Below are 22,891 nucleotides of genomic sequence, written 5' to 3' on the forward strand. Positions count from 1 at the left end.
GGAGGGTGCTGGATATGCCGAAAAAGGGTGGGTTTGCAGGGCAGCTCAGACGTGGCGCGGGACCGGCACACGTCGGTACGGACTGATGGCCGCGCGCATCCGCGTGACGATCAGGTCGACGATCCTGGGGTCCGGCCCCAGGGGTGCGGCGACCGCGTCCGCGCCGTAGGTGCTCAGGCGCTGATGGAACAGGCCCGGGGCGAGGAGGTGGCTGGCGATCACGACCCGCCGTCCCGTGCGCCGGGCCCGCTCGACCGCCTCGGGCACCGTGGGGGTCGCGGTCGTGATGAACCCGACCTCGACCCGTCCGCCGATCAGCGATTCCAGCTGCCGGGCGGCCAGATGAACCTGCCCGCAGGCACTCTCGTCCGACGACCCGGCGGCGGCGAGCACGACCGCATCGCCCGGTTCCCAGCCCGCTTCGGCCAGACGGAGTCGGGCGACCGAGGCGATGGCCGGATCGGGACCCAGCGCCCGGGTGACGACGGTGTCCGCCCGGCCGGCGGCCGCGACGTGCTCGGGCAGGTCCTTGCGGACGTGGTAGCCCGAGGCGAGGAACGCGGGCACCAGCACCGCCGGACGCTCCAGGTCGGCGATGACCTCGCTCGGCGTCGGCCCGAGGACGTCGACGAATGCGGTGCGGGTGAGCCCGATGCGGTCGCTGACGGCTTCGGCGATCTCTGCGATCACGTTGACCCCGTGCGGGTTGCGGGTCCCGTGCGCGACCAGGACAGGGCTGTACCCCTGCAACCGGTCACCATGCGGAAGCCGTACATGGTTGTCGTGCATGTGTTCTCGCTTCCTTCTCACTCGTCTTCGGCGTCGTACTCGAGGTCGACCGCGAGCCGGTAACCACGCTTGACGACGGTTTGTACCATCTTCGAATCCCCCAGTGCGGCACGGAGTCGCGCGACGGCGACCTCGACCGCATGGGTGTCGGAGCTGTCGCCGGGCAGACCGGCGAGCAACTCCCGCCGCGAGACCACGCGACCGGGGTTGCGGGCCAACAGTTTGAGCAGGAGCAGACTCGTCGCCGACATCTCCCGCAGCTCACCGTCGACCACGACCGCCTGGCCGCGGATGGCGGTGTCGTGCCCGGCGACCCGCAGCAGGTGGCTCCGCCGCGGCAGTTCGTCGGTGATCAGGCGCGCGAGCGCGCCGAGACGGAACCGGCGCGGGTAGATCGTCGGGATCTGCAGCGCCTCCAGCGGACTGGCGGTCACCGAACCCACGCACATGACCGGTACCGCGGTCCGCAGTGCGTGGATGAACTGCTGCAGCTTGCCGAGTTCTTTGGCACGGGTCAGGATCGACGCCGCCGCCGGGGCGCTGGTGAACGTGATCGCGTCGAGATCGCCGCGGAGCACCGCGCCGATCATCTTGTCGATGCGCGCCACGTCGGGGTGCATGTGCCAGCGGTACACCGGGATCGGCACCACCTCGGCACCGGCGGCGCGCAGCACCGTGCAGAAGTCCGGCAGCGGTTCCCACTCGCTGGTGGCACCGTGCAACTGCACCGCGATCCGGACGCCGTCGACGCCCTCTTCCAGCAGCCGGTCGAGGACCTCCGAGGAGGACTCGCTCTCCGGCGACCACTCCTCGCGCAGCCCCGCCGCCCGGATCGCGCCCTTGGCCTTCGGGCCGCGTGCGATCAGCCGGCTCTCGGACAGCGCCCGTAGGACGGCCTCGGCGTTGCCCCACCCGTCGGCGGCCTCGACCCACCCGCGGAAGCCGATACCGGTCGTGGCGACCATCACCTCGGGCGGGTGGGCGATGAGTTCCTCGGTCACCCGCTCGAGTTCGGTGTCGTCGACCAGCGGCAGGATGCGGATGGTCGGCGCCTGCATCACCTCGGCACCTCGTCGTTCCAGCAGTACCGCGAACTCCTCGGCGCGACGCGCGGCGGTGATCCCGATCGTGAAACCGGCGAGCGGCAACGGGTCGGGGTCCGGTGAGGTTGCGCCGGCAGGGTCTGCACCGGCGGGGGTCATGGTGTTCACGCCGGGAAGAACACCTCGACGATGCGGTTGACCACCCGCACACCGTAGCTGGGGACCGACACCGTCTCGTCGTCCAGGCAGATCCCGGTGCGCAGCGCGAAGACCTGTTTGCCCAGCGGCGAGGCGACGGTGGGTTCGCCCCCGCGGTCGCCGGTGAGTCCCCGGGAGAGGACCGCGGCGCGACCGAACGGATCGATGTTGCCGATCGCGTACAGGCGGGAGCGCCCGGGCGCCGCCTCGCGATCGGACTCGGCGGCGGGCAGACGGAACAGCGCGGCCTGCACACCCTCGGGACCCAGCACGGCGACGCCGCGACCGACGATCAGATCGTCGATCGAACACGCGCGCACCCAGCTCCCCTCACACACCGTGGCGGCGCCGGTGGGCGTCGTCTCTGCGGACATGGTGTCGGCCTCCCCTGGCGCGATGGTCATGTGGGCACTCCTTCTCTCACCGGTCGCTCGCTCACTCCATCGGGGCCCGACGGAGCGGTCGCACCCGGACGGACCGCCGGCATGTCGAGCAGCACCGGCGCCTTGCGCTCGTACTCGGAGAACCGGATCGTCGGGTCGACGACATCGGGCGCATTCACGAACGAGACGAACCGCTTCAGCTTGTCCTCGTCCGCGAGCACCGCGGCCCACTCGTCCTGGTAACCGCCGACGTGGCGGGCCATCGCCTCCTCGAGTTCGGCGGCGAGCCCCAGGCTGTCCTCACACACCACGTCCTTCAGATGGTCGAGACCACCTTCGAGCGACTCCAGCCACGGCGCCGTGCGCTGCAGTCGATCGGCTGTTCGGATGTAGAACATGAGGTACCGATCAATGTAGGCGACGAGGGTCTCGTCATCCACTCCGCTGGCGAGCAGCACCGCATGCTTCGGGCTCTGGCCGCCGTTGCCGCCGACGTAGAGGTTCCAGCCGTGCTCGGTGGCGATGACACCGACGTCCTTGCCCCTCGCCTCAGCGCACTCGCGGGCACATCCCGAGACCCCGAACTTGATCTTGTGGGGTGAGCGCAGTCCGCGGTACCGCTTCTCCAGGAGCACGGCCATGCCGACCGAGTCCTGCACGCCGTACCGGCACCACGTCGAACCGACGCAACTCTTCACCGTCCGCAGGCTCTTGCCGTACGCCTGCCCCGACTCCATCCCGGCGTCGACGAGGCGCCGCCAGATCTCGGGCAACTGGTCGACGCGCGCACCGAACAGGTCGATCCGCTGGCCGCCGGTCACCTTGGTGTACAACCCGAAGTCGCGCGCGATCTCACCGATCACGATCAGCTGCTCGGGCGTGACCTCGCCACCGGGCATCCGCGGCACGACCGAGTACGAGCCGTTCTTCTGCATGTTCGCCAGGAAGTGGTCGTTGGTGTCCTGCAGCGCGGCCTGCTCGCCCTCGAGGATGTGGTCGCTGGAGGTCGACGCGAGGATCGACGCGACAGTCGGCTTGCAGATCTCGCAACCCTGCCCGGTGCCGTACCGGTCGACGAGTTCGGAGAACGTCCGAATACCGGTCACCGCGACGATCTCGAACAGCTCGGCGCGCGACTGGGTGAAGTGGTCGCACAGCGACTTGCTCAGTTCGACCCCGGACGCGGCGAGCAGCTGCTTGATGCTGGGCAGGCAGCCACCGCAGGTGGTGCCGGCCGAGGTGCAGCCCTTGACCGCGGCGATGTCGCACGCACCGTCGGCGATCGCCGAGCAGATGGCACCCTTCGAGACGCCGTTGCACGAGCAGATCTCCGCGTCGTCGGGCAGTGCGTCCATACCCACCGCAGCACCGCCCTCGGGTGCGATGAGGGCAGCGGGGTCGCCCGGGATCTCCCGGCCGACCATCGGCTTGAGCATCGCGTAGGCCGATGCGTCGCCGACCAGGATTCCGCCGAGCAGCGTCTTCGCGTCGTCGCTGACGACGATCTTCGCGTACCGGCCGGCGACCGCGTCGTGGTAGGTGATCTCCAGCGCGTTCTCGGTGGTGCCGAACGCGTCGCCGAAGCTGGCCACGTCGACGCCGAGGAGCTTCAACTTCGTGGACAGGTCGGCACCGGGGAACTCCGACGTCCCGCCGAGCAGACGGTCGGCGACCACCTCGGCGGTCGAGTAACCGGGGGCGACGAGGCCGTAGCAGCGGCCTTCGACGGCGGCGACCTCGCCGATGGCGTAGACGTTCTCGTCGTCGGTTCCACAACCGGCGTCGACGAGCACGCCGCCGCGCTCGCCGACGGCCAGTCCCGCGTCCCGAGCGAGCTGATCGCGCGGTCGGACGCCGGCGGAGAACACCACGAGCGAGGCGTCGATCGTCGACTCGTCGGACAGCGTGACCCGCAGGCCGCCGTCCTCGGCGTCGGCGATCTCCGACGTCCCGACCCCGGTGTGGACCTCGAGTCCGAGCTCGGTCACCAGGTTCTTCAGGATCGCGCCGCCACCCTCGTCGACCTGCATCGGCATCAGACGCGGGGCGAACTCCACCACGTGCGGGGTCATCCCCATGAGCTTGAGTGCGTTGGCGGCCTCGAGTCCGAGCAGGCCGCCGCCGACGACCACACCCGTCGCACCCGGACCGGCTGCCTCGGCCGCGGCCCGGATGTCGTCGAGGTCGTCGAGGGTGCGGTAGACGAAGCACCGGTCGTTGTCGTGACCGGGAACCGGCGGGACGAAAGCGTAGGAACCGGTGGCCAGAACGACTGCGTCGTAGTCTATCTCGCGACCGCTCGAGGTGACGACCCGGCGGGCGTCTCGATCGATGCCGGTGACGGTCTCGCCCAGATGCGTGACGACCCGATCGTCCCCGGCGTACGTGTTCCCCTCGAGTGCGAGAGAATCCCGAAGCCAGGCACCGACATACGAGGACAGCCCCACCCGGTCGTAGGCCGGGTCGATCTCCTCGCTGACGATCTCGATACGCCACAGGTCGGTCGCGTCACGCTCGCGGAGCGCCTGGACGAAGCGGTGACCGACCATGCCATGGCCCACCACCACCACTGTCTTGGTTGTGCGCGTTGCGGTTTCGCTGTTCACTGCTCTTTGCTCCCTTGCCTCGCCGGTCCCGTGAGGATCAGGCCAGCGCTTCCTTGGTTGCCTGCTTGTCGGTGCCCTCGGCGGCAGCACCGGTCGATGCGGTCCCGTCGACAGTCGATGCCGGTTCGTCATGGGCACCGGTGATCGCGAGATCGGTGGTCTCCGCGATGACGATCGGGCGCCGGGCGTAGAACCACCAGGTCACGACCGCTGCCAGGACGTAGAAGAGCATGAACACCCAGAAGGCCATCGTCGCCGACTTGTTGGACTGGTAGCTGGCGCGCAGCACCAGGTTGATGCCCACACCGCCGAGACCGCCTGCGGCACCGGCGATCCCGATGAGCGCGCCGGACATGCTCCGCGACCACTTCGTCTTCCCGAGCGAATTCAGTCCGCTCCGCGCCTGCGCCTTGTGCTCCCAGATGGTCGGGATGATCTTGTAGACCGACCCGTTGGCCAGGCCCGAGAGCAGGAACAGCAGGATGAAGCCGATGATGAAGGCCGTCAACGTGGCGCCGGTGATCGTCTTGCCGTTGTTGTCGGCGATCGTGCCGGCGACCACGAGGATCGCCGCGGAGAAGACCATTGCGATGAAGGTGTACAGCGTCACCTTGCCACCGCCGACGCGATCGGCCAGTTTTCCGCCGTAGGGACGGATGACCGACCCCAGCAGCGGACCGATCCAGACGATCTGCGCTGCTGCCAGCGCCGGCTTCGCGACTCCGGCCTCGGTGAAACTGATGTTGAGGACCTGGCCGAACGCGAACCCGAAGCCGATGAAGGAACCGAACGTACCGATGTAGAGCAGGCAGATCAGCCACGTGTCGCGGTACTTGAGGCAGTCGAGCATCGCCCGGCCGCTGGCCGTCTGGTGGTCCAGGTTGTCCATGTAGAGGGCGGCACCGATACCGGCGACGGCCAGGGCGACCAGGTAGATGGCGCACACGATCTCGGGTTGGTCGGCGGCGAGCCAGATGACCAGCAGACCGATGACCTGCACGACCGGCACGCCGATGTTGCCGCCGCCGGCGTTGAGTCCGAGCGCCCAGCCCTTCAGCCGTTGCGGGTAGAACGCGTTGATGTTGGTCATCGACGACGCGAAGTTGCCGCCACCGAAACCGGTGATGGCCGCGACGGCGAGGAACCAGCCGAACCCGAACTCGCCCGGGTTCATCATCAGCATCATCGTCAGCCCGGTCGGGATGAGCAGCACGACGGCGGAGAAGATCGCCCAGTTGCGGCCGCCGAACTTGGCGGTGGCCTGCGTGTACGGGATACGCAGGCAAGAACCGACCAGCGTCGCGGTGGCGGCGATGACGAACTTCTGGTCCATGCTGATGCCGTACTCAGGGCCCATGAACAGGGCCATCACCGAGAACAGGGACCAGATCGAGAATCCGACATGCTCACAGATGACCGACCAGATCAGATTGCGCTTGGCGATCGCGGCATTGCCGTTGTCCCAGGCGACCCGGTCCTCCGGGTCCCAGTCGGTGATCGTGTGGTCCCGTGTCAGTTGTGCTCTGAGATCTGCGAATGCCAAGGCTCCGCCTCCGATGGTTGCTGGTCTACGTGGTGTCACTGCCGTGCACAGGGCTGCGTGCAGTGGTGGCTGTCGTGGAAGACGCCGACACCGGTGTCGTGCGACTCGAGACCAAGTGTGGAGGGGGCGTGTTGCGCGGATTTTCCGCGAGGTGACCGCATCGTCACGTTGTCCTCACTCCGTCACACGGGCGTTGTGAGAACCCTGTCAGCGGTCAGTCAGGGCTGTGAGCTGCGGTTATACGAGTAAACGTACATGTTCGACGACTCGCTGCAACCCGGGCAGTGCGCCCGAGGTCGACCGCGGGTGCAGCGCGTGGACGGCCAACCGGAACATCGTCGCCCGCAGCATCATCTGCGGCCACTCGGGCTGATCCGACCATCGCTGGATGAGTTCGGTGTCGGCACCACCCCACGCCAGGGCGTCGACCACCGCGACCGCCGCCGCCCACGGGGCGGGCCGCCAATACGGGACGATGTCGGTGATCCCCGGGGCCGCGGCACCGGCGAACAGCACCGTGCCGAAGAGGTCACCGTGCACGACCTGAGACGGCAGGTCCACCGGCTTACGAAGCTTCGCAAGGGTTTTCAGCATGTCGACGCTCTGCACACCGTCGGGTGCGGTCGGCTCGGCCATACCGGCGGCCCGGGCCGAGCGCAGCGGGACGTCCTCCCAGGCGGCACGATCGGCCGCGGTGAACACGTCGACGTCGGTGTGCGGCGGAGCAGGCGGCTGCAGCAGGAACCGGGGCCGTTCGAGCGAGGCGGTCGCCTCGTGCAGCCGGTCGGCGACCAGGACGACCTCGTCGTGCCGTGGTTCGGGCGTCCCGGCGATGTAGGTGTCGGCCCGCCAGCCCGACACCACGTACCGGCCGTCGGTGGCGCGGAACGGACGCGCGATGCGCATCCCCTCCACGAACAGGGATTCGCGCACCGACGCCGACCACGCGGCGCGCGCGTGGTCGGGAACCAGTGAGAGCACGACTTCGCCGACACGCCACCCGCCGACCCACGATTCCCCCATCGCGATGGGCGGGTGGGCGGTGAGCCCGAACGTGTTCAACACGTGTCCGGGCGGCTCGACGGTGTTCACGTCGGCCAGATTACCGAGCGCGGTAGTCCGTTTCCGGAAGGCACGCGGCAACCACCCGCACCGACGTGCGGATCGATGACCGGGCTCAGTAGACCGGCAACGTCTTGTCGACCTGGTTCGCCCACGCGGTCACGCCGCCCTGCAGGTGCGTGGCGTCGGCGAAACCGGCTCGCTTCAGCGCAGCGAGCGCCTCGGCGGACCGGATGCCGGTCTTGCAGTAGAGCACGGTGGGCCGGTCCTGCGGCACCTTGGCGAGACCCTCGCCGGAGAGGATGTCGCCCTTCGGGATGAGGGTCGCGCCGTCGATGCGGACGATGTCCCATTCGACGGGCTCCCGGACGTCGATGATCGCCAGCTTCTCGCCCGCGTCGATCTTGTGCTTGAGTTCGACGGCGGTCAGCGTCGACCCCGCGGCGGCGTCGGACGCCTCCGAGGAGACGACACCGCAGAAGTCGTCGTAGTCAATGAGACCGGCGATCCGCTCACCCTCCGGATCCTTGCGGATCTTGATGGTCCGGTAGGTCATGTCGAGGGCGTCGTACACCATGAGACGACCGAGGAGGGGCTCGCCGATCCCACAGATCAGCTTGATGGCCTCGGTGCCCATGATCGATCCGATCGAGGCGCAGAGGATGCCGAGTACACCGCCTTCGGCGCAGGACGGCACCATCCCGGGCGGCGGTGCCTGCGGGTAGAGGTCGCGGTAGTTGAGCCCGCGGCCGTCGGGGGCGTCCTCCCAGAAGACCGAGGCCTGACCCTCGAAGCGGTAGATCGACCCCCACACGTAGGGCTTGTGCGCGAGGACCGCGGCGTCGTTGACCAGGTACCGGGTCGCGAAGTTGTCGGTGCCGTCGAGGATGAGGTCGTACTGCGAGAACAGTTCGATCGCACCCTCGGGCTCGAGCCGCTGGTCATGCAGGTTGACGGTGACGAAGGGGTTGATCTCCAGGATGGAGTCCCGCGCGCTCTCGGCCTTGGGCCGGCCGATGTCGGACTGGCCGTGGATGACCTGGCGCTGCAGGTTGGATTCGTCGACGATGTCGAACTCGACGATGCCGATCGTCCCGACGCCCGCCGCAGCGAGGTACAGCAGTGTCGGCGAACCCAGTCCGCCGGCGCCGATCACCAGCACCTTGGCGTTCTTCAGACGCTTCTGACCGTCCATCCCCACGTCCGGGATGATCAGGTGACGGCTGTAGCGGGCCACCTCTTCGTTGCTCAGTTCCGCGGCCGGTCCCACCAGCGGCGGCAGCGACCCTGTGGGCGACCCTTGCGATGACACGAACGCCTCCATTGTTCGGGCTGACTACGTACCCCCGGCACAACGGATGAGTCCGCGGCGGCATTCCCGGTCAGCGGGTGGGGAACGGCCAGGGATTGGGACGGCACACAAAGGTCCGGTTGGCCTTCATCTGTGGGTCCAGAGCCATGATCTCGGAGTTCGCGACGCCGAAGGACTGCTGCATCATGATCGGCGCGAGCGCGCCGTCCTCGCGGCACGCCTCGTGCGCCTCGTAGCCGATGCCGTGACCGACCTCGTGGTTGATGAGGTACTGCCGGTAGGCGACGTCGTCACCCTGATAGGACAGCGCACCGCGCACCCATCGGGCTTCGTTCAGCGTTACCCGCGCCTGCGGCGGGTAATAGCACGAGGTCTCCAGGCGGATCTGGTAGCCGCACAACTCGCGGGTGGTGCCGGTCGAGGTGAGCGAGATGCGGAGGTCGGGTTCGCCGCGGTCGACACGGCGGAAGGACACGCGGCCGTCGCCGATCCAGCTGCGCGGGTTGGCGAGCGTCGTGTCCACCATCTTCGCGAAGGTCGGGTCACCGCCGTAGTCCTGCGGGTTGAGGCCGTTCTCCACCTCCACCGTGTAGGTGTACACCTGCCCGCCGGTGCCGACGGGCGGACCGCCGCCGCGCAGGACCCGGAACGTCTTGCGGGCCCGGTCGGTGAACGGGCCGCCCTGGGGCAGCGTCCCGGCGGGCAGCGCGGCCGCCTGGATGTCGCCGGTGGGGGCACCGATCGGGCGGGTCTCCTTGCTGATGTCGGTGTTGCGCGCCGCGGAGTCGGGGCTGGCGGCCGCCGCCGGCTCGAGCGCATCGGTCCGGCCGTCCCGGATGGTGACGACGATCAGCGCGATCGTCAGGATCGTGAGCACCGGAATCGCATAGGCACGCCACCCATAGGTCGAGACGAACCGCCCGAGCGCCGACTGCTTCTTGTATTCCGGCTGGGCATCGCGGTCGACGCGGGGACGTCCGCTGTCGTCGGTCGGGTCCCAGCGCGCTCGTAGCGGCTGGTCCGGTCTGGGGCGTCCCGACGATCTCGGGCCGACATCCTTGGCACGCACCCGGCCACGCTCGGACCCGGGGCCACCGTCCTCTGTGCGGCTCACCGGTCAACTTTCTCACAGCAGACCACCGATACTGCGCAGGAAGCTCCGCCGAGTACTCTCTTGGGCATGTCGACCGCAACCAACGCGTCCGCCGTGCCCGGCCGCAGCACTCGCCTGCCGCGCAGCGCACGACGTATGCAGTTGCTCGACGCGGCCAGTGAGATCTTCGTCGAACGCGGCTACCACGCGGCCGGCATGGATGAGATCGCGGTGCACGCGGGAGTGAGCAAACCCGTTCTGTATCAACACTTCCCGTCGAAGCTCGACCTCTACATCGCGGTCGTGGACAGCCACGCCGAGAAGCTGGTCAGCGACGTCAACACCGCCCTGCGGACGACCACCGACAACCGCAAGCGCGTCCGTGCCGCGGTCCAGGCCTTCTTCGACTTCATCGATCAGGACAACTCGGGCTACCGGTTGATCTTCTCCTCCGACGCCTCCGATCCCGCCGTCATCCGCCGGGTGGAGGGCGCGACCGAGGCGTGCGTCGACGCCGTGTACGGCCTGGTCATGCACGATTCCGGTCTCGATCCGTACCGTTCGCGGATGCTCGCGTCGGGGCTCGTCGGTGCCAGCCAGGTCAACGCCCGCTACTGGCTCGAGGCCAAGCGCCCGGTCGACAAGCAGACCGCCGTGGACACCACGGTCGCCCTCCTCTGGGGCGGGTTGTCGCACTTCCCGCGACAGACGGCGTCGGCTGACGCGCAGCCGGTTGTCGAGCCGAGTGTGGCCGACGCGCAGCCGGATGCGACCGGCGCCGGGAGCGAAGCGAGCGGGCCGACTGTCAACGGCACTGCCTGAACCACTTGCGACACGAGGGAGGCCTGCACGCCATCCGGCGTACAGGCCCCTTCTCGTCGATCTGGTTGCGCGGCCGGTCAGGAACCGAATCCGACGCGGCGGTTCTCCGACGCGCCCACCTCGACATAGGCGATCTTGGTGACCGGGATCAGGTAGCGGGCGCCCTTGTCGTCCACGAGGGACAACAGCTGCTGCTTGCCACCCAGTGCCGCCTCGACCTCGGCGAAGGCCTTGTCGCTGGTCAGGGTCGACGCGATGGTCAGCTCCCGCGGGCTGTCGGTGATGCCGATCTTCACTTCCACGGCCATGTGCCGCCCTCCTCGGTGTCTGTCAACGCTTGCCGCACAAGGCTAGTGCAGCCGGGGTGCGGCGGGACAGCCACTCCGCTCAGAGCGAAACACCGTCGGCCGACTCCGCCGTGGTCAGGTCCGGCTCAGGCTAGGCCGAGGTCGGCCATCCGCTCGGCGTGTTTGCCGGCGACGACGTCGAAGAACCCGGCGACGCCGGTCAGCGAACTGGCCCCGGCGAAGAGCAGATCGGTGACCTCTTCCTCGGCGGCGAGAACCCACTGCGCATGGGTGATGGCCTCGCCGAGCAGCCGGCGGCCCCACAACACCAGGGCCGATTTGATCGACGGGTCGGCCTCGACGGCCGCCCGGACCTGTTCACGGGCGAACTGGGAGTTGGCGGTTTCCGACATCACCTCGGCCATCACGGCCTGCGAGTCCGGCGGCAGCATGTCGGAGAGCTCGGCGTAGAAGTCGGCCGCGAGTCCGTCGCCGACATACGCCTTGACCAGCGCCTCGTACCAGGTCTTCGGCGTCGTCGCGCGGTGATACTGATCGAACACCGAACGGTAGCGCTCGACGGCTTCCGCGGCGCCGAGGCCGGTCATCGCCTCCACCCGCTCGGCGAGCCGGTCGAAGTGGCCGACCTCGGAGGCCGCCATCCGGGCGATCGCGATGCGGCTGGGCACATCCGGCGCCATCGCCGACTCCTCGATGAGCCGGTGGAACGCGGCGAATTCGCCGGCGAGCAGCACGGCGAACAGCTTCCCGATCGCCGAATCCCGCATCTCGGCCGACGCCACCGAGGTGGACGTCGCAGGTGACGGGGTCGACTCGGACGGGTCGGATGCAGGCGCCATGAGGTGATGGTAGCGGGCCGCCGCGGGGCACCAAGTACACTCGACGGCGGTGCACTCCGACGGGACCCCCCGTCGCTTGCCCGCTGAGCTGCGCGTGGAGCGCGTGCTCGCCGGCGCGAGCGTGTGGATGTGACGACGGCGTTGCTCGCCGAACTGCGAGTTCCTCGCGATACCCGGTCACATCCCCGGTGCCACTACGACATATGCGCGTGCACTTTCGAGCCTTCTCCGTGCGCGCACCGAAACACATCGCGCGCAGACCGGCCCAGAAAGGCACACAACCGCACATGAGCGATTCCGCCGTGCAGACGACCATCGTCGACGACACCCACACCGCCCCCACCTTCGCCGAGCTCGGCGTCGACGACCGTATCGTCTCGGCCCTCGCCGCAGACGGCAAGACCCACACCTTCGCGATCCAGGAACTGACCCTGCCGCTGGCGCTCGAAGGCCACGACCTCATCGGCCAGGCCCGCACCGGCATGGGCAAGACCTTCGGCTTCGGCATCCCGCTGCTGCACCGGCTCGCCCATGCCGAGGAGTCCGGGGTCCGTCCGCTGGACAACACGCCCCGCGCGCTGATCATCGTGCCCACGCGCGAGCTGTGCGTGCAGGTGACCGGCGATCTCCAGGTGGCGGCGCCGTCGCTCGAGGTCACCCTGGCCGATGGCACGAAGCGTCCCCTGAAGGTCACCTCGATCTACGGTGGCCGTCCGTACGAGTCGCAGATCGCCGAGCTGCAGTCCGGCGTCGATGTCGTGGTCGGCACCCCGGGCCGGCTCCTCGACCTCGCCCAGCAGGGCCACCTCGTCCTCGGCAAGGTGTCGATCCTGGTTCTCGACGAGGCCGACGAGATGCTCGACCTCGGCTTCCTGCCCGACATCGAGCGCATCATGTCCGCACTACCGACGCCTCGTCAGACGATGCTGTTCTCGGCGACCATGCCCGGTCCGATCGTCACCCTGGCCCGCACGTTCCTGAACCGGCCGACCCACATCCGGGCCGAGAACGCCAACGACTCCGCGGTCCACGACCGCACCAAGCAGTACGCCTACCGGGCGCACGCGCTGGACAAGGCCGAGCTCGTCGCCCGCATCCTGCAGGCCGAGGGTCGCGGCGCCACGATGATCTTCACCCGCACCAAGCGCACCGCGCAGAAGGTCGCCGACGATCTCGCCGAGCGCGGCTTCAAGGTCGGCGCGGTCCACGGCGATCTCGGCCAGGTCGCCCGCGAGAAGGCGCTCAAGCGGTTCCGCGACGGCACCATCGACGTGCTGGTCGCCACCGACGTGGCCGCCCGCGGCATCGACATCGACGACGTCACCCATGTCATCAACTACCAGTGCCCCGAAGACGACAAGACCTACGTGCACCGCATCGGCCGTACCGGTCGCGCCGGGCGCACGGGCATCGCGGTGACCCTCGTCGACTGGGATGAGCTGCACCGCTGGGAGCTCATCGACAAGGCGCTGAATCTAGGTATCCCCGATCCGCCGGAGACCTACTCGACGTCGGAACACCTCCGGTCGGACCTGTCGATCGACGAGTCGAAGACGGGGCGGATCGCCGCCGCCAAGCCGCCGCGCGACCCCGACGAGACGCGGGAGACGCGCGCGGACCGCGAGCCGCGCAAGCGCTCGACCCGCACTCGCCGTCGCACCCGGGGCGGGCAGACGGACGCCAATGGGACGTCCACCGAATCGGCCGCCGAGACCACGACAACCGAGACCACGACGACCGAGTCCGGCGCCGACGCCGGAACGCCTGCCGCTGACGGCACCGCGAAGCCGCGCCGCCGTCGTCGCCGTCGAGGTGGCGCCAACCGCAAGCCCGCCGGCGAGCAGACCGCCGCGTCCGACGCCGGCGCGTCGGAGTCCACGGCAGCTGTCGCCGACTGACCACCGGCTGACCCGCGTGGCACGAGTCAGGCCCGAACGGCGCCGCCCGATCGATCTCGCGGTCACCGCGGCCATCGTGGTCGTCGTCGCGGCCCTGTGCGTCACCGCCTGGGCCCTCAGCCCGGTTCGCCACACCGCGAGCGTGCCGGCCGCGGCCGAACCCGCCGCGGTGCAGCCGGCACAGTCCGTGCCCGCGAGTTTCGTCGCGCGCTGGCGGGCCGACTCCGACGCCACCCGCGCCCCCGCGATCGGCACCTCCGCCGTCGTCACCGGGAACGGCGGACGGGTGGTCGGGCACGACCCGGCCACCGGTCGCGAACTCTGGTCGTACAGCCGCGATCTCGACCTGTGTGCGGTCGGCACCGCCTGGACCGGGAGCGCCGATCTGGCGCTGGCCGTGTACCGCAACAGCCGCGGCTGCTCGGAGGTGACCGCGCTCGATGCGGGCACCGGCAGCCGGAAGGGCGCCCGCACCAGCGACGCCGACCCGGAGGTCCGGCTCGCGACCGACTCGGGGTACGTCGTCGCGCAGGGCCCCCGCCGGATGGAGACCTGGGGTTCCAATCTCGTTCGCGGAATCGAATACGGCCGGGTCGAGGCGCCGGTCCGACCGGAGGACGCGCCCGATCGCGTCGACTGCGAGCTGTTCTCGTCGGTGGTGTCGGGAGACCGCGTAGCCGTCGTCGAACGCTGCGCCGACGACCCCGGGTATCGGCTCACGGTCCTCGGCGCGGTACTCGGCGACGACGAGAAGGTCGAACAGTACGGGTCGACCCTCATCACCGGCGACGTGAGCGGACCGCCGCCCGTGGTCATCGCGATGTCGTCGTCGGGGATCGCCGTGTACGACGGTGGCGCCGCACCGGCCGAACCGCCCACGTTCGACGCCGAGAGCGGGCCGGCGATCCGCCGGTTCGACACCGACGCGAACGCGGCGGGGACCAACACCGTCGCCGGCGACTCGACGCCACCCGCCGGCAGCGCCCCGATCTCCTCCGACGGGATCGTCACCTACTGGACCGGGAAGGCGACCGTCGTCCTGAATGCCCAGACACTGAATCCGATCTACCAGGTCCCCGGCACATTGGGACCCGGCCAGATGATGGCGGGACAACTCCTGCTGCCGAGCACCACCGGGATCAGCGTCCGCGACGTCGCGACCGGCCGGGAGGTCCGGTCCATCCCGCTCGCCCGGAGCGAACCGGCCGCGCCCGTGGTGAGTCTGCGTGTCCTCGGCGACATCGTCGTCGAACAGCACGGACCCCGGATCGAGGCCTTCGGCCCGGGCTGACCCCCACGGCCCCCGACCGCAGACCCGACTGTCAGACCTCGAAGGTGCCGACCTCGGCGCCCGCCTCCCAGTGCTTCCACAGATTCTCGGCGAGCGCGCGATATGCCGTCGCGCCCTTGTTCTTTCGGCCCCGCATGACCGACGTCCCGGAGGCGGAGGCCTCGGCGAAACGCACTGTGCGCGGGATGGGCGGGTCGAGCACCGGCAGGTCGTACCGATCGGCGACGTCGGCGAGAACGTCGCGGCTGTGCGTGGTCCGGGCGTCGAAGAGGGTGGCCACCGCACCCAGCATCGTGAGGTTCGGGTTGGTGATCTGCTGGACCTCCCGGACTGTGCGCAACAACTGTCCGACGCCGCGATGGGCGAGCGTCTCGCACTGCAGCGGCACGATCACCTCGTCGGCCGCGGTGAGACCGTTCAGCGTGAGGACGCCGAGCGACGGCGGGCAGTCGACGATCACGACGTCGAAGTCCTCGCTCACCTCCGCGAGTGCACGCTTGAGGGCATACTCCCGCCCCGGGCGCATCAACAGCAGCGCCTCGGCGCCGGCCAGGTCGATGGTCGCCGGCAGCAAGGTGACCTTGTCCTCGGTGTCGAGCAGGACATCGGCGATCTCCTCGTCACCGAGCAACACGTCGTGGACCGAGGAGGTGAGCTGATCGGGATCGTGCCCGAGCGAGAAGGTGAGACACCCTTGCGGGTCGAGATCGACGACGAGGACCGAGACGTCGAGATCGGCGAGGGCGGCACCGAGGGACTCCACCGTGGTGGTCTTGGCGACCCCACCCTTCTGATTGGCAATCGCGAGGATGCGCGTCATGCGCCCTACTGTACGACCGCCCGGGCGTGGATCGTCGGATGAGAGTCCACCTCGGCTGCGCGGCGTACCCGGACGGAGGAGAACCGGCCGGAGGAGGATGTCAGCGCTCGGGTTCGAGCTCGTCGGCGAGCCACCTCATGGACGCCGGACTGAACAGCATCACCAGGACCGCGAGCGCCGCGAGCGCCAGCGGCACGCCGAACACCGGCCATCCGCTCGTGAACAGGTAATACGCCACCGGCAGCAGCAGGATCTGCGCCACCATGGCGATCGAGCGTCCCCACCGCCGCCCCGAGAGCAGCGCCAGACCGCCGACCAGTACTCCCCCGCCGATGATGCCGAACCAGGCCGCGGTGCCGTAGCCGCTGATGGTGGTCTCCTCGTGCCCGGCCAGGCCGCGCACGACCAGGATCACCGCGACCGCAACACCGGCCAGACCCTGCAGCGTGGTCACCGCACCCGCGATCTTGATCTGGCGCGGGGTCACCGACGGATCGGTGTCGGACTCCGGACGGCCGTTCTCGGTGCTCACCGTCCCAGGATATTTGGTCCTCTCGCGCGGACCTCCGCGGGTGTGCGCACCGGAGCGATGGCGCCGTACACATCCGCGCGATTACGCGCGGGCGGCGACGACCCCATATCCTCGGGTGTCGTGCGTGTCATGCTCATCGTCAACCCGTTCGCCACCGCGACCAGTCCGGCCGGCCGCGACGCGCTGGCGCACACCCTGAGCGCGCATTTCCACCTCGACGTCGAACTCACCACGCACCGCGGGCATGCGTTCGAGCTCGCCGCGCGCGCCGCGGCCGAGGACTTCGACACCGTCATCGTGCACGGCGGCGACGGATCGGTGAACGAGGCCGCCAACGGACTGCTCGACCCGCCGTCGAGCAGCGATCCCGACCGGCGGCGGCCCGCCCTGGCCGTGATCCCCGGCGGTAGCGCCAACGTCTTCGCCCGCACGCTTGGGATCGATCCCGACCCGCTGCTCGCGACACAGCAGATCATCACCCTCCTCGACGCGGGACAGAGTCGCCGGATCGGACTCGGCCACACCGATGACCGCTGGTTCCTGTTCAACACGGGCATGGGCATGGACGCGGTCGTCATCCACGCGATGGAGGACAAGCGGCACGCGGGCAAGACCGCGACGCCGGCCCGATACCTGTGGACCACGATCACCAGCTTCCTGAAGCAGTCCGGTTCGTCGGCCACGTTCGACGTCGAGATCCCCGGCCGGGACCGGATCGTCGGCGCGCGTTACGGTTTCGTGTCCAACACCAGCCCGTGGACCTATCTGGGACCGCGTGAGATCCGCACCAACCCCGGCACCGGTTTCCACACCGGCCTGGGGGTGTTCGTGGCGACCTCCACCGGCGTGTTCCGTAACCTCCCACTGGCGACGCGACTCCTGTCACAGGCAGATCCCAAGGCACGCCACCTCTTCCGGGATGACGACGTCGACGAGGTGTGCTTCCGCGCGGAGGCCCCTATCGACGTCCAGATGGACGGCGATTACATCGGGGCGTTCCGCGACATACGTTTTCGTCATCGCCGCGACGCACTCACGGTCATCGCACCGCCGATCAGCACCGCCGACATCACGACGTAGGGCAGCGCCGCCGCCGCGAAGAGCCCGGCCGGACCCAGCCATGTCGACCCCAACGCCCAGCCGGCGAAGGCCAGGATCGCGACCACCTCCTCGCCCATCCCGGCCAGCGAGGTGACGGTGGCCCGCGATGCCGAACTCAGATGGTCCTGCAGCTCGGCGTCGGCCACGACGCGCGCCCACCCCAGGATGCCGAACGCCGTCGCGACGCCCGCGGCGCCCACCGGATGCCCCCACAGCGCCGACCCGATGAGCACGACCGCACCCACCCCCACCGCCGGCCCGATCGCGTCGACCGACCGGAACCGCCCCGCCGCGAGCGCGCCGCCGATGTCACCGGCCGACACCACGATCATCAGCAGCGCAACTGCTGCCGGATCGGGCGCGGCGGCGGCGTCGACCACGAACGACGCGATCAACAACGGGAGATACTCGTCGAGCGCCGCGACCCAGGTCAGCGCCACACCCAGCAGCAACATGCGCCGTGCGACCGGCTGCGTCCGCACCGAGCCCCAGCCGTGGCGGACGATCTCCCGCCAACCGAGGTCGGGGTCCGCGTCCTCGGGTTCCGGTGGATCGGCGGCGGCCTCTCGACCCTCGGGCAGCATCGCCGACATCACCGAACACAACACGCAGGCGACGACGCTGGCGGCGCCCGCGGCGTCGTAACCGCCCCACGCGAACAACGGTGCGGCCGCCGCGGTGCCGCCGATCACTCCGACGGCCCCGGCCGCCCGCATGAGCCCGGTCAGTCGGGCGTAGTCCTGCGAGCGCCCCAGCCGGTTCAGCTCGTCGTAGACCAGCGCCTGTGTCGTGCCGGACCGCAACGCGCCACCGAGAGCCCACAGGACGAATCCGGCGGCGAAGGCGACGAACGACGGCGCCACCGTCCACAGCGCGAAACCCGACGCGGTGATCAGCGGACCGGCGACCAGCAGCTTCCGTCGGGACACGCGGTCGGCCAGCACACCGGTGGGGACCTCGACGATCACCGACGACACCGACCAGATGACGAACAGCGCCGAGACTCGGCGGGTCCGAGCCCGGCGCCCGGAATCCCGGGGTCGGCGAAGAGGACGGCGTACAGCGGATAGAGCGGGATGAGGTCTTCGAGGAGGGCGGAGCCCACCGCCGCGGCGGTCAGCCTGCGGTGGGGCCGCCGGGGCGGTGTGGATCAACATCGTCGGCGCATGTGGTGAACACTACCCTCGGCGTCCGGCCACGTCACGAGCGTTTTTCACCGGCGACGGGGTCCCGACCTGCAGAAAGTCGTCGACAGCACCGCCGCGAGACGCGTAGGCTACAACAAGGCCGTGAGACAAAGTGCCCGGACCCCCCTTCGGGAGTCCGCGACCGGAGTGCTAGGCGGGCGACGTGATGTTGCCCACGTGTGAAGCAAACCCATTGACTTCGGCCCGATTCGTGAAAGTATTCACAAGCAACAACGCGGAAACATTTGGTGCGCCGCGTGAACTGACAGTTACAGCCGACAATCACCAGCAAGACGATCGAGTGGTGCGAACGCGCCCGAAGGAGTAGTGGAATGGACTGGCGTCACAAGGCCATCTGTCGCGACGAGGATCCGGAACTGTTCTTCCCCGTGGGGACCAGCGGCCCGGCCATCGCACAGGTCGCCGACGCGAAGCTCGTCTGCGCGCGGTGCCCCGTCACCGCCGACTGCCTGTCGTGGGCCCTCGAGTCCGGCCAGGATGCCGGAGTGTGGGGCGGCATGAGCGAGGACGAGCGACGCGCACTCAAGCGCCGTACCGCACGTACGCGTACCCGGAGCAGCGTCTAGGCCTCGACGGCCGGCGACGTCCCGGACTCGAAGAAACCCGGCCACGGCCGGGTTTTTTCGTGCTCTCGTCCCCACTGTCCGGCGGAAACCGCTGTCAGACAATGCGGTAGGCGATCACGGCTCACGAGCGCAGCGGAATGTAGACACCCACTTCGGTTCCCGGGCCACCCGGATTGGACCGGACATCGAGCTCACCGCCCAGTTCGATGGACACCAAGGTCTTGACGATCTGCAGGCCGAGATGGTCGGACGTGGCCAGATCGAAATGCTCCGGAAGACCGGAACCGTTGTCGCGGACCGCTATTCGAAGGCCGCGCACATCCCGTTCGGCGACGACCGCGATCTCGGCGTCATCGTGCGGCGCGCCGTCGAAGCCGTGTTCGATCGCGTTCTGGATGAGTTCGGTGAGGACCATCACCAGCGGCATCGCGAGTTCGGCGGTCAGCACGCCGAGCCGATCGCGATGGCGCACAGCCACCCTCGCCTCCCCCGACGCGACATCGACCAGGATCGGGACCAGACGATCGACGACCTCGTCGAGGTCGACCTCCTCGTCCACGCTGCCCGACAACAACTCGTGGACGAGCGCGATGGAGGCCACTCGGCGCACCGCCTCGTTGAGCGCCTCGCGGGCATCGGAGTTCGACGTGCGCCGCGCCTGTAGTCGCAACAGCGCCGAGACCGACTGCAGGTTGTTCTTCACCCGGTGGTGGATCTCGCGGATGGTGGCGTCTTTGCTGATGAGTGCGCGGTCGCGTCGCTTGACCTCGGTGACGTCCCGGATCAGGACGACGGTCCCGGTGGTCTCGCCGCGCGGACGGAGCGGCACGGCGCGGATCAGGGCCGTCGCCCGGCGGGCGTCTGCCTCCACCCGCATCCCGATGTCGCGGTAGGGGCCGGTCGGGATCTCGGCCACGCCGGCCGCGATGTCGAGCATCAGTGCGACGTCGTCGGCCTCGAACGGTTCGGTGATGAGTTGCTTGACGACGTCGGACAAGCGGGTGTGATTGAGTTCGGCGGTCCACCCCATCCGGTGGAAGGCCGACAGCGCGTTCGGGCTGGTGTAGGTGACGAGTCCCTGTCCGTCGAGACGGACGAAACCGTCGCCGGCGCGGGGCGTCGACAGCCCGCGCGGATTCCCCTCCTCGTGCGGAAACGTGCCGTCGGCGACCATCTGGCACAGGTCGTCGGCCGAGTCCTGATAGGCGAGTTCGAGCGGCGACGGCAGGCGCGGGTGGGTGAGGTCGACAGCTCGGGTCGCCACGGCGATCACCTCGCCGTCGAAGCCGACCGGAACCGCTTCCTGCCGCATGGCCGTCGCGCCGAACCAGGTGGGGTCCTCGTCGCGCAGGATGCGGGCGGAGGTGAAGGCGCGCAACACCTGTGGATGGGCTTCGGTGTCGATGACGCGGCCGACCTCGTCGGTCGGGAAGACCGTCGAGGCCGTGTTGGGACGGCATTGCGCGACCGTGACGACCGCGCCCGCCTCCGTGCGCACCGACAACAGGAGGTCGGCGAACGAGAGGTCGGCGAGCAGTTGCCATTCGGCGACGAGGCGCTGCAGATGCGCGGCTGCCGAGTCGGACAGCGTGGTGTGTTCGGCGAGCAGGTCGGAGAGGGTGGACATCTCAGGACACGGGGGCGACGACGGGCCGGGGCCGGTTCACTACTCGAAGACGGCGATCACATCGCCGGCCTGGATGACGTCGCCGACCTCGACCTTGACCTCGGCGAGCGTGCCCGGCTCCTCGGCCAGCACGGGGATCTCCATCTTCATCGACTCCAGCAGGACCAGGGTGTCGCCGACCTCGATCTGCTCCCCCGCGGCGACGCGCACCTCGAGGACACTCGCGACGATCTCTGCCACAACGTCTTCTGCCATGCACCCAAATTAGCCCACGGCGTCGTACCCGGAGGTCCCGGTGCCGGGGGCGTCAGCAGAGGTGTTTTTGGTACGTGGGAGAATCCCTGAGACACTGTGATGTCCCGATCACCAGGGATGTCTTCCCCGGATGACACCAGGGATGTCCTCCCCGGCCGATGCCAGGGTTGTCTCAGCACAGCTGAACCAGTACACGGCGGGCCCGGTCCCACGGCGCCCGCCCCGCAATGAAGGAGATGCGTCATGGGAAAGCGCGGACGCAAGAAGCGTGCTCGTAAGAAGAACGCTGCCAACCACGGCAAGCGCCCCAACGCCTGATCACCGCACCACGCGGTCTCGGCGAGCGAGCAAGCCAAAAAGCCCGGGTACGGCCTTCACAGGCCGCCCGGGCTTTTTCGTGTGGTCTCGACGCGATCAGCGATCGGATTCGGAGACCTCGTGCACGATCACGGTCTTGCGGATCTCGATGCGCAGACGGTCGCGCAGGCTCTGCGGCGCCTGGTCGCCGCCGCACTTCCGGTTGACGAGCGCCTTGAGCTGCTGTTCGATGCCGTAGTGCGCCAGGCACGACGGGCAGGAGTCGAGATGGCCCTGGAGTCGTTCCCGGGCGTTCTGGTCGCACTCGTTGTCCAGCAGGAGCCAGACATCGGCGATGACGGCCGAGCAGTCGAGCTGGGTCAGCTCCGGATCGACGTCGCTCATCGCGCCACCTCCGCATCCGCCGCCGCACGTGCGGAACGATTGAACCCGCGCTCACGCGCGACGTCGGCCAGCAGCTCGCGCAGCTGACGGCGACCGCGGTGCAGTCGGGACATGACGGTACCGATCGGGGTGTCCATGATCTCGGCGATCTCCTTGTACGGCAGGCCTTCCACATCGGCGTAGTAGACGGCCATCCGGAAGTCTTCCGGCAATTCCTGCAGCGCGGCCTTGATCTCGTCGTCGGGGAGGGCGTCGAGCGCCTCGATCTCCGCCGACCGCAGCCCCTGCGAGGTGTGCTCGGCGGTCGCCGCGATCTGCCAGTCGGTGATCTCGTCGGTCGGGTACTGCGCGGGCTGACGCTGCTTCTTGCGGTAGCCGTTGATGTAGGTGTTGGTGAGAATCCGGTAGAGCCAGGCCTTGAGGTTGGTGCCCTCCCGGAACGACGCGAACGCGGTGAACGCCTTGATGTAGGTCTCCTGGACCAGGTCCTCGGCGTCGGCGGGATTGCGGGTCATCCGCAGCGCGGCACCGTACATCTGGTCGAGCAGCGGCAGCGCGTCGCGCTCGAACCGCTCGGTCAGCTGTTCCGGCGACTCGTTCGGATCGGCCCGGCGAGGCGCCTTGGCGGTCCCGGTACGGCCGGCATCGGGTGACTCTGTGTCGGATGCTTCTGTGTCGGACACTACGATCCCTTCGATGGGAGGCATCACGGAGATGTTGTCGATCAAGCTTACCGACCCGTCCCCCACCGAGAGAGGCCTCGGTTCGACGCGCTGCGGGAGCTCCATCACGGCCGCTGTGCTCATATGCCTCTGACCTCCTTCGTGTCCGTCTTCATACGTCCGTTGTCCGATCAGTCCCAACAGAGCGCACCGCGCGGTTTGTTCCCGGCC

General features: G+C 68.9%; 22 protein-coding genes and 1 pseudogene. 6 read left to right on the forward strand and 17 right to left on the reverse strand.

All coding sequences use genetic code 11. The features are described from left to right. Positions 1-45 precede the first annotated feature (45 nt). The 8 genes from Q9R39_RS14370 to Q9R39_RS14405 all read right to left on the reverse strand — a co-directional run bounded on the left by Q9R39_RS14370 (position 46) and on the right by Q9R39_RS14405 (position 10,050). Positions 46-789 carry a sirohydrochlorin chelatase gene (locus Q9R39_RS14370; RefSeq protein WP_311277670.1) on the reverse strand — a complete coding sequence of 248 codons (744 nt, stop codon included), beginning with the start codon at positions 787-789 and terminating at the stop codon, positions 46-48. 17 nt (positions 790-806) lie between these two features. Next, on the reverse strand, positions 807-1,991 hold the full coding sequence (locus Q9R39_RS14375; protein WP_211540555.1) for a uroporphyrinogen-III synthase: 1,185 nt from the start codon (positions 1,989-1,991) through the stop codon (positions 807-809). A 5-nt stretch (positions 1,992-1,996) separates the two neighbouring features. Next, a complete protein-coding gene (locus Q9R39_RS14380) occupies positions 1,997-2,434 on the reverse strand; it encodes a nitrite reductase (NAD(P)H) small subunit family protein (protein WP_058251896.1) in 438 nt (145 codons plus the stop codon). After that, positions 2,431-5,019, reverse strand: a complete 2,589-nt coding sequence (gene nirB, locus Q9R39_RS14385; RefSeq protein WP_078113368.1) for a nitrite reductase large subunit NirB — start codon at positions 5,017-5,019, stop codon at positions 2,431-2,433. Before nirB ends, Q9R39_RS14380 begins: the two co-directional genes overlap by 4 nt. 37 nt (positions 5,020-5,056) lie before the next feature. After that, positions 5,057-6,562 (reverse strand): NarK/NasA family nitrate transporter, encoded by a 1,506-nt coding sequence (locus Q9R39_RS14390; protein WP_078113367.1) that lies wholly within the window; start codon positions 6,560-6,562, stop codon positions 5,057-5,059. A gap of 237 nt (positions 6,563-6,799) precedes the next feature. Continuing rightward, positions 6,800-7,654 carry a TIGR02569 family protein gene (locus Q9R39_RS14395; protein ID WP_055475607.1) on the reverse strand — a complete coding sequence of 285 codons (855 nt, stop codon included), beginning with the start codon at positions 7,652-7,654 and terminating at the stop codon, positions 6,800-6,802. A gap of 85 nt (positions 7,655-7,739) precedes the next feature. Further along, positions 7,740-8,948 carry an adenylyltransferase/sulfurtransferase MoeZ gene (gene moeZ / locus Q9R39_RS14400; protein ID WP_211540537.1) on the reverse strand — a complete coding sequence of 403 codons (1,209 nt, stop codon included), beginning with the start codon at positions 8,946-8,948 and terminating at the stop codon, positions 7,740-7,742. A gap of 58 nt (positions 8,949-9,006) precedes the next feature. Then, on the reverse strand, positions 9,007-10,050 hold the full coding sequence (locus tag Q9R39_RS14405) for a DUF3152 domain-containing protein (protein WP_055475547.1): 1,044 nt from the start codon (positions 10,048-10,050) through the stop codon (positions 9,007-9,009). Positions 10,051-10,116: 66 nt separating this feature from the next. On the opposite strand from Q9R39_RS14405, the gene Q9R39_RS14410 reads away from it, so the two are divergent. Beyond that, complete coding sequence (locus Q9R39_RS14410; RefSeq protein ID WP_058251898.1) at positions 10,117-10,851, forward strand: TetR/AcrR family transcriptional regulator; 735 nt, start codon at positions 10,117-10,119, stop codon at positions 10,849-10,851. Between the two features lie 77 nt (positions 10,852-10,928). Here Q9R39_RS14410 and Q9R39_RS14415 read toward each other — a convergent pair whose 3' ends face one another. Together Q9R39_RS14415 and Q9R39_RS14420 are read right to left on the reverse strand one after the other, a co-directional pair. Beyond that, the gene (locus tag Q9R39_RS14415; protein ID WP_004023442.1) at positions 10,929-11,159 is read right to left on the reverse strand and encodes a DUF3107 domain-containing protein; all 231 of its coding nucleotides are present in this window, start codon (positions 11,157-11,159) and stop codon (positions 10,929-10,931) included. 125 nt (positions 11,160-11,284) lie between these two features. Continuing rightward, positions 11,285-11,998 carry a ferritin-like fold-containing protein gene (locus Q9R39_RS14420; RefSeq protein WP_078113366.1) on the reverse strand — a complete coding sequence of 238 codons (714 nt, stop codon included), beginning with the start codon at positions 11,996-11,998 and terminating at the stop codon, positions 11,285-11,287. A gap of 287 nt (positions 11,999-12,285) precedes the next feature. Between Q9R39_RS14420 and Q9R39_RS14425 the strand changes: the two genes are divergently transcribed. Beyond that, entirely contained in the window at positions 12,286-13,896 is a 1,611-nt protein-coding gene (locus tag Q9R39_RS14425; RefSeq protein ID WP_311277671.1) for a DEAD/DEAH box helicase, read from the forward strand. Between the two features lie 16 nt (positions 13,897-13,912). Next, entirely contained in the window at positions 13,913-15,187 is a 1,275-nt protein-coding gene (locus Q9R39_RS14430) for a hypothetical protein (RefSeq protein WP_265968051.1), read from the forward strand. A gap of 31 nt (positions 15,188-15,218) precedes the next feature. On the opposite strand, the gene Q9R39_RS14435 is transcribed toward Q9R39_RS14430, so the two are convergent. Beyond that, complete coding sequence (locus Q9R39_RS14435) at positions 15,219-16,007, reverse strand: ParA family protein (RefSeq protein WP_055475550.1); 789 nt, start codon at positions 16,005-16,007, stop codon at positions 15,219-15,221. A gap of 100 nt (positions 16,008-16,107) precedes the next feature. Continuing rightward, the gene (locus Q9R39_RS14440; protein WP_055475551.1) at positions 16,108-16,539 is read right to left on the reverse strand and encodes a hypothetical protein; all 432 of its coding nucleotides are present in this window, start codon (positions 16,537-16,539) and stop codon (positions 16,108-16,110) included. A gap of 129 nt (positions 16,540-16,668) precedes the next feature. Between Q9R39_RS14440 and Q9R39_RS14445 the strand changes: the two genes are divergently transcribed. Further along, entirely contained in the window at positions 16,669-17,619 is a 951-nt protein-coding gene (locus tag Q9R39_RS14445; RefSeq protein WP_176455944.1) for a diacylglycerol kinase family protein, read from the forward strand. On the opposite strand, the pseudogene Q9R39_RS14450 reads toward Q9R39_RS14445, so the two are convergent. After that, positions 17,556-18,745, reverse strand: a pseudogene (locus Q9R39_RS14450) (MFS transporter). The gene Q9R39_RS14445 and the pseudogene Q9R39_RS14450 overlap by 64 nt on opposite strands. A gap of 414 nt (positions 18,746-19,159) precedes the next feature. Here Q9R39_RS14450 and Q9R39_RS14455 point away from each other — a divergent pair. Continuing rightward, complete coding sequence (locus tag Q9R39_RS14455; protein ID WP_004023450.1) at positions 19,160-19,414, forward strand: WhiB family transcriptional regulator; 255 nt, start codon at positions 19,160-19,162, stop codon at positions 19,412-19,414. Between the two features lie 121 nt (positions 19,415-19,535). On the opposite strand, the gene Q9R39_RS14460 is transcribed toward Q9R39_RS14455, so the two are convergent. Together Q9R39_RS14460 and Q9R39_RS14465 are read right to left on the reverse strand one after the other, a co-directional pair. Further along, on the reverse strand, positions 19,536-21,041 hold the full coding sequence (locus Q9R39_RS14460) for a sensor histidine kinase (RefSeq protein ID WP_065631872.1): 1,506 nt from the start codon (positions 21,039-21,041) through the stop codon (positions 19,536-19,538). A gap of 39 nt (positions 21,042-21,080) precedes the next feature. Further along, positions 21,081-21,296, reverse strand: a complete 216-nt coding sequence (locus tag Q9R39_RS14465; protein ID WP_033206071.1) for a biotin/lipoyl-binding carrier protein — start codon at positions 21,294-21,296, stop codon at positions 21,081-21,083. A gap of 243 nt (positions 21,297-21,539) precedes the next feature. On the opposite strand from Q9R39_RS14465, the gene Q9R39_RS24750 reads away from it, so the two are divergent. Further along, the gene (locus tag Q9R39_RS24750) at positions 21,540-21,614 is read left to right on the forward strand and encodes a 50S ribosomal protein bL37 (protein ID WP_369758845.1); all 75 of its coding nucleotides are present in this window, start codon (positions 21,540-21,542) and stop codon (positions 21,612-21,614) included. Between the two features lie 96 nt (positions 21,615-21,710). Here Q9R39_RS24750 and rsrA read toward each other — a convergent pair whose 3' ends face one another. Continuing rightward, positions 21,711-21,998 carry a mycothiol system anti-sigma-R factor gene (gene rsrA, locus Q9R39_RS14470; RefSeq protein WP_055475556.1) on the reverse strand — a complete coding sequence of 96 codons (288 nt, stop codon included), beginning with the start codon at positions 21,996-21,998 and terminating at the stop codon, positions 21,711-21,713. Beyond that, the gene (locus tag Q9R39_RS14475; RefSeq protein WP_078113362.1) at positions 21,995-22,804 is read right to left on the reverse strand and encodes a sigma-70 family RNA polymerase sigma factor; all 810 of its coding nucleotides are present in this window, start codon (positions 22,802-22,804) and stop codon (positions 21,995-21,997) included. The genes rsrA and Q9R39_RS14475 overlap by 4 nt, the downstream gene beginning before the upstream one ends. Positions 22,805-22,891: the final 87 nt, after the last annotated feature.

Source organism: Gordonia sp. AC31, from assembly GCF_031844505.1.
GTDB lineage: Bacteria > Actinomycetota > Actinomycetes > Mycobacteriales > Mycobacteriaceae > Gordonia > Gordonia hongkongensis.

What these genes read in the sequence shown, in the direction of transcription:
- Q9R39_RS14370 (WP_311277670.1), bottom strand. Translation starts at nt 789, where the DNA reads ATGCACGACAACCATGTACGGCTTCCGCATGGTGACCGGTTGCAGGGG.
- Q9R39_RS14375 (WP_211540555.1), bottom strand. Translation starts at nt 1,991, where the DNA reads ATGACCCCCGCCGGTGCAGACCCTGCCGGCGCAACCTCACCGGACCCC.
- Q9R39_RS14380 (WP_058251896.1), bottom strand. Translation starts at nt 2,434, where the DNA reads ATGACCATCGCGCCAGGGGAGGCCGACACCATGTCCGCAGAGACGACG.
- moeZ (WP_211540537.1), bottom strand. Translation starts at nt 8,948, where the DNA reads ATGGAGGCGTTCGTGTCATCGCAAGGGTCGCCCACAGGGTCGCTGCCG.
- Q9R39_RS14410 (WP_058251898.1), top strand. Translation starts at nt 10,117, where the DNA reads ATGTCGACCGCAACCAACGCGTCCGCCGTGCCCGGCCGCAGCACTCGC.
- Q9R39_RS14415 (WP_004023442.1), bottom strand. Translation starts at nt 11,159, where the DNA reads ATGGCCGTGGAAGTGAAGATCGGCATCACCGACAGCCCGCGGGAGCTG.
- Q9R39_RS14420 (WP_078113366.1), bottom strand. Translation starts at nt 11,998, where the DNA reads ATGGCGCCTGCATCCGACCCGTCCGAGTCGACCCCGTCACCTGCGACG.
- Q9R39_RS14425 (WP_311277671.1), top strand. Translation starts at nt 12,286, where the DNA reads ATGAGCGATTCCGCCGTGCAGACGACCATCGTCGACGACACCCACACC.
- Q9R39_RS14435 (WP_055475550.1), bottom strand. Translation starts at nt 16,007, where the DNA reads ATGACGCGCATCCTCGCGATTGCCAATCAGAAGGGTGGGGTCGCCAAG.
- Q9R39_RS14445 (WP_176455944.1), top strand. Translation starts at nt 16,669, where the DNA reads ATGCTCATCGTCAACCCGTTCGCCACCGCGACCAGTCCGGCCGGCCGC.
- Q9R39_RS14455 (WP_004023450.1), top strand. Translation starts at nt 19,160, where the DNA reads ATGGACTGGCGTCACAAGGCCATCTGTCGCGACGAGGATCCGGAACTG.
- Q9R39_RS14460 (WP_065631872.1), bottom strand. Translation starts at nt 21,041, where the DNA reads ATGTCCACCCTCTCCGACCTGCTCGCCGAACACACCACGCTGTCCGAC.
- Q9R39_RS14465 (WP_033206071.1), bottom strand. Translation starts at nt 21,296, where the DNA reads ATGGCAGAAGACGTTGTGGCAGAGATCGTCGCGAGTGTCCTCGAGGTG.
- rsrA (WP_055475556.1), bottom strand. Translation starts at nt 21,998, where the DNA reads ATGAGCGACGTCGATCCGGAGCTGACCCAGCTCGACTGCTCGGCCGTC.
- Q9R39_RS14475 (WP_078113362.1), bottom strand. Translation starts at nt 22,804, where the DNA reads ATGAGCACAGCGGCCGTGATGGAGCTCCCGCAGCGCGTCGAACCGAGG.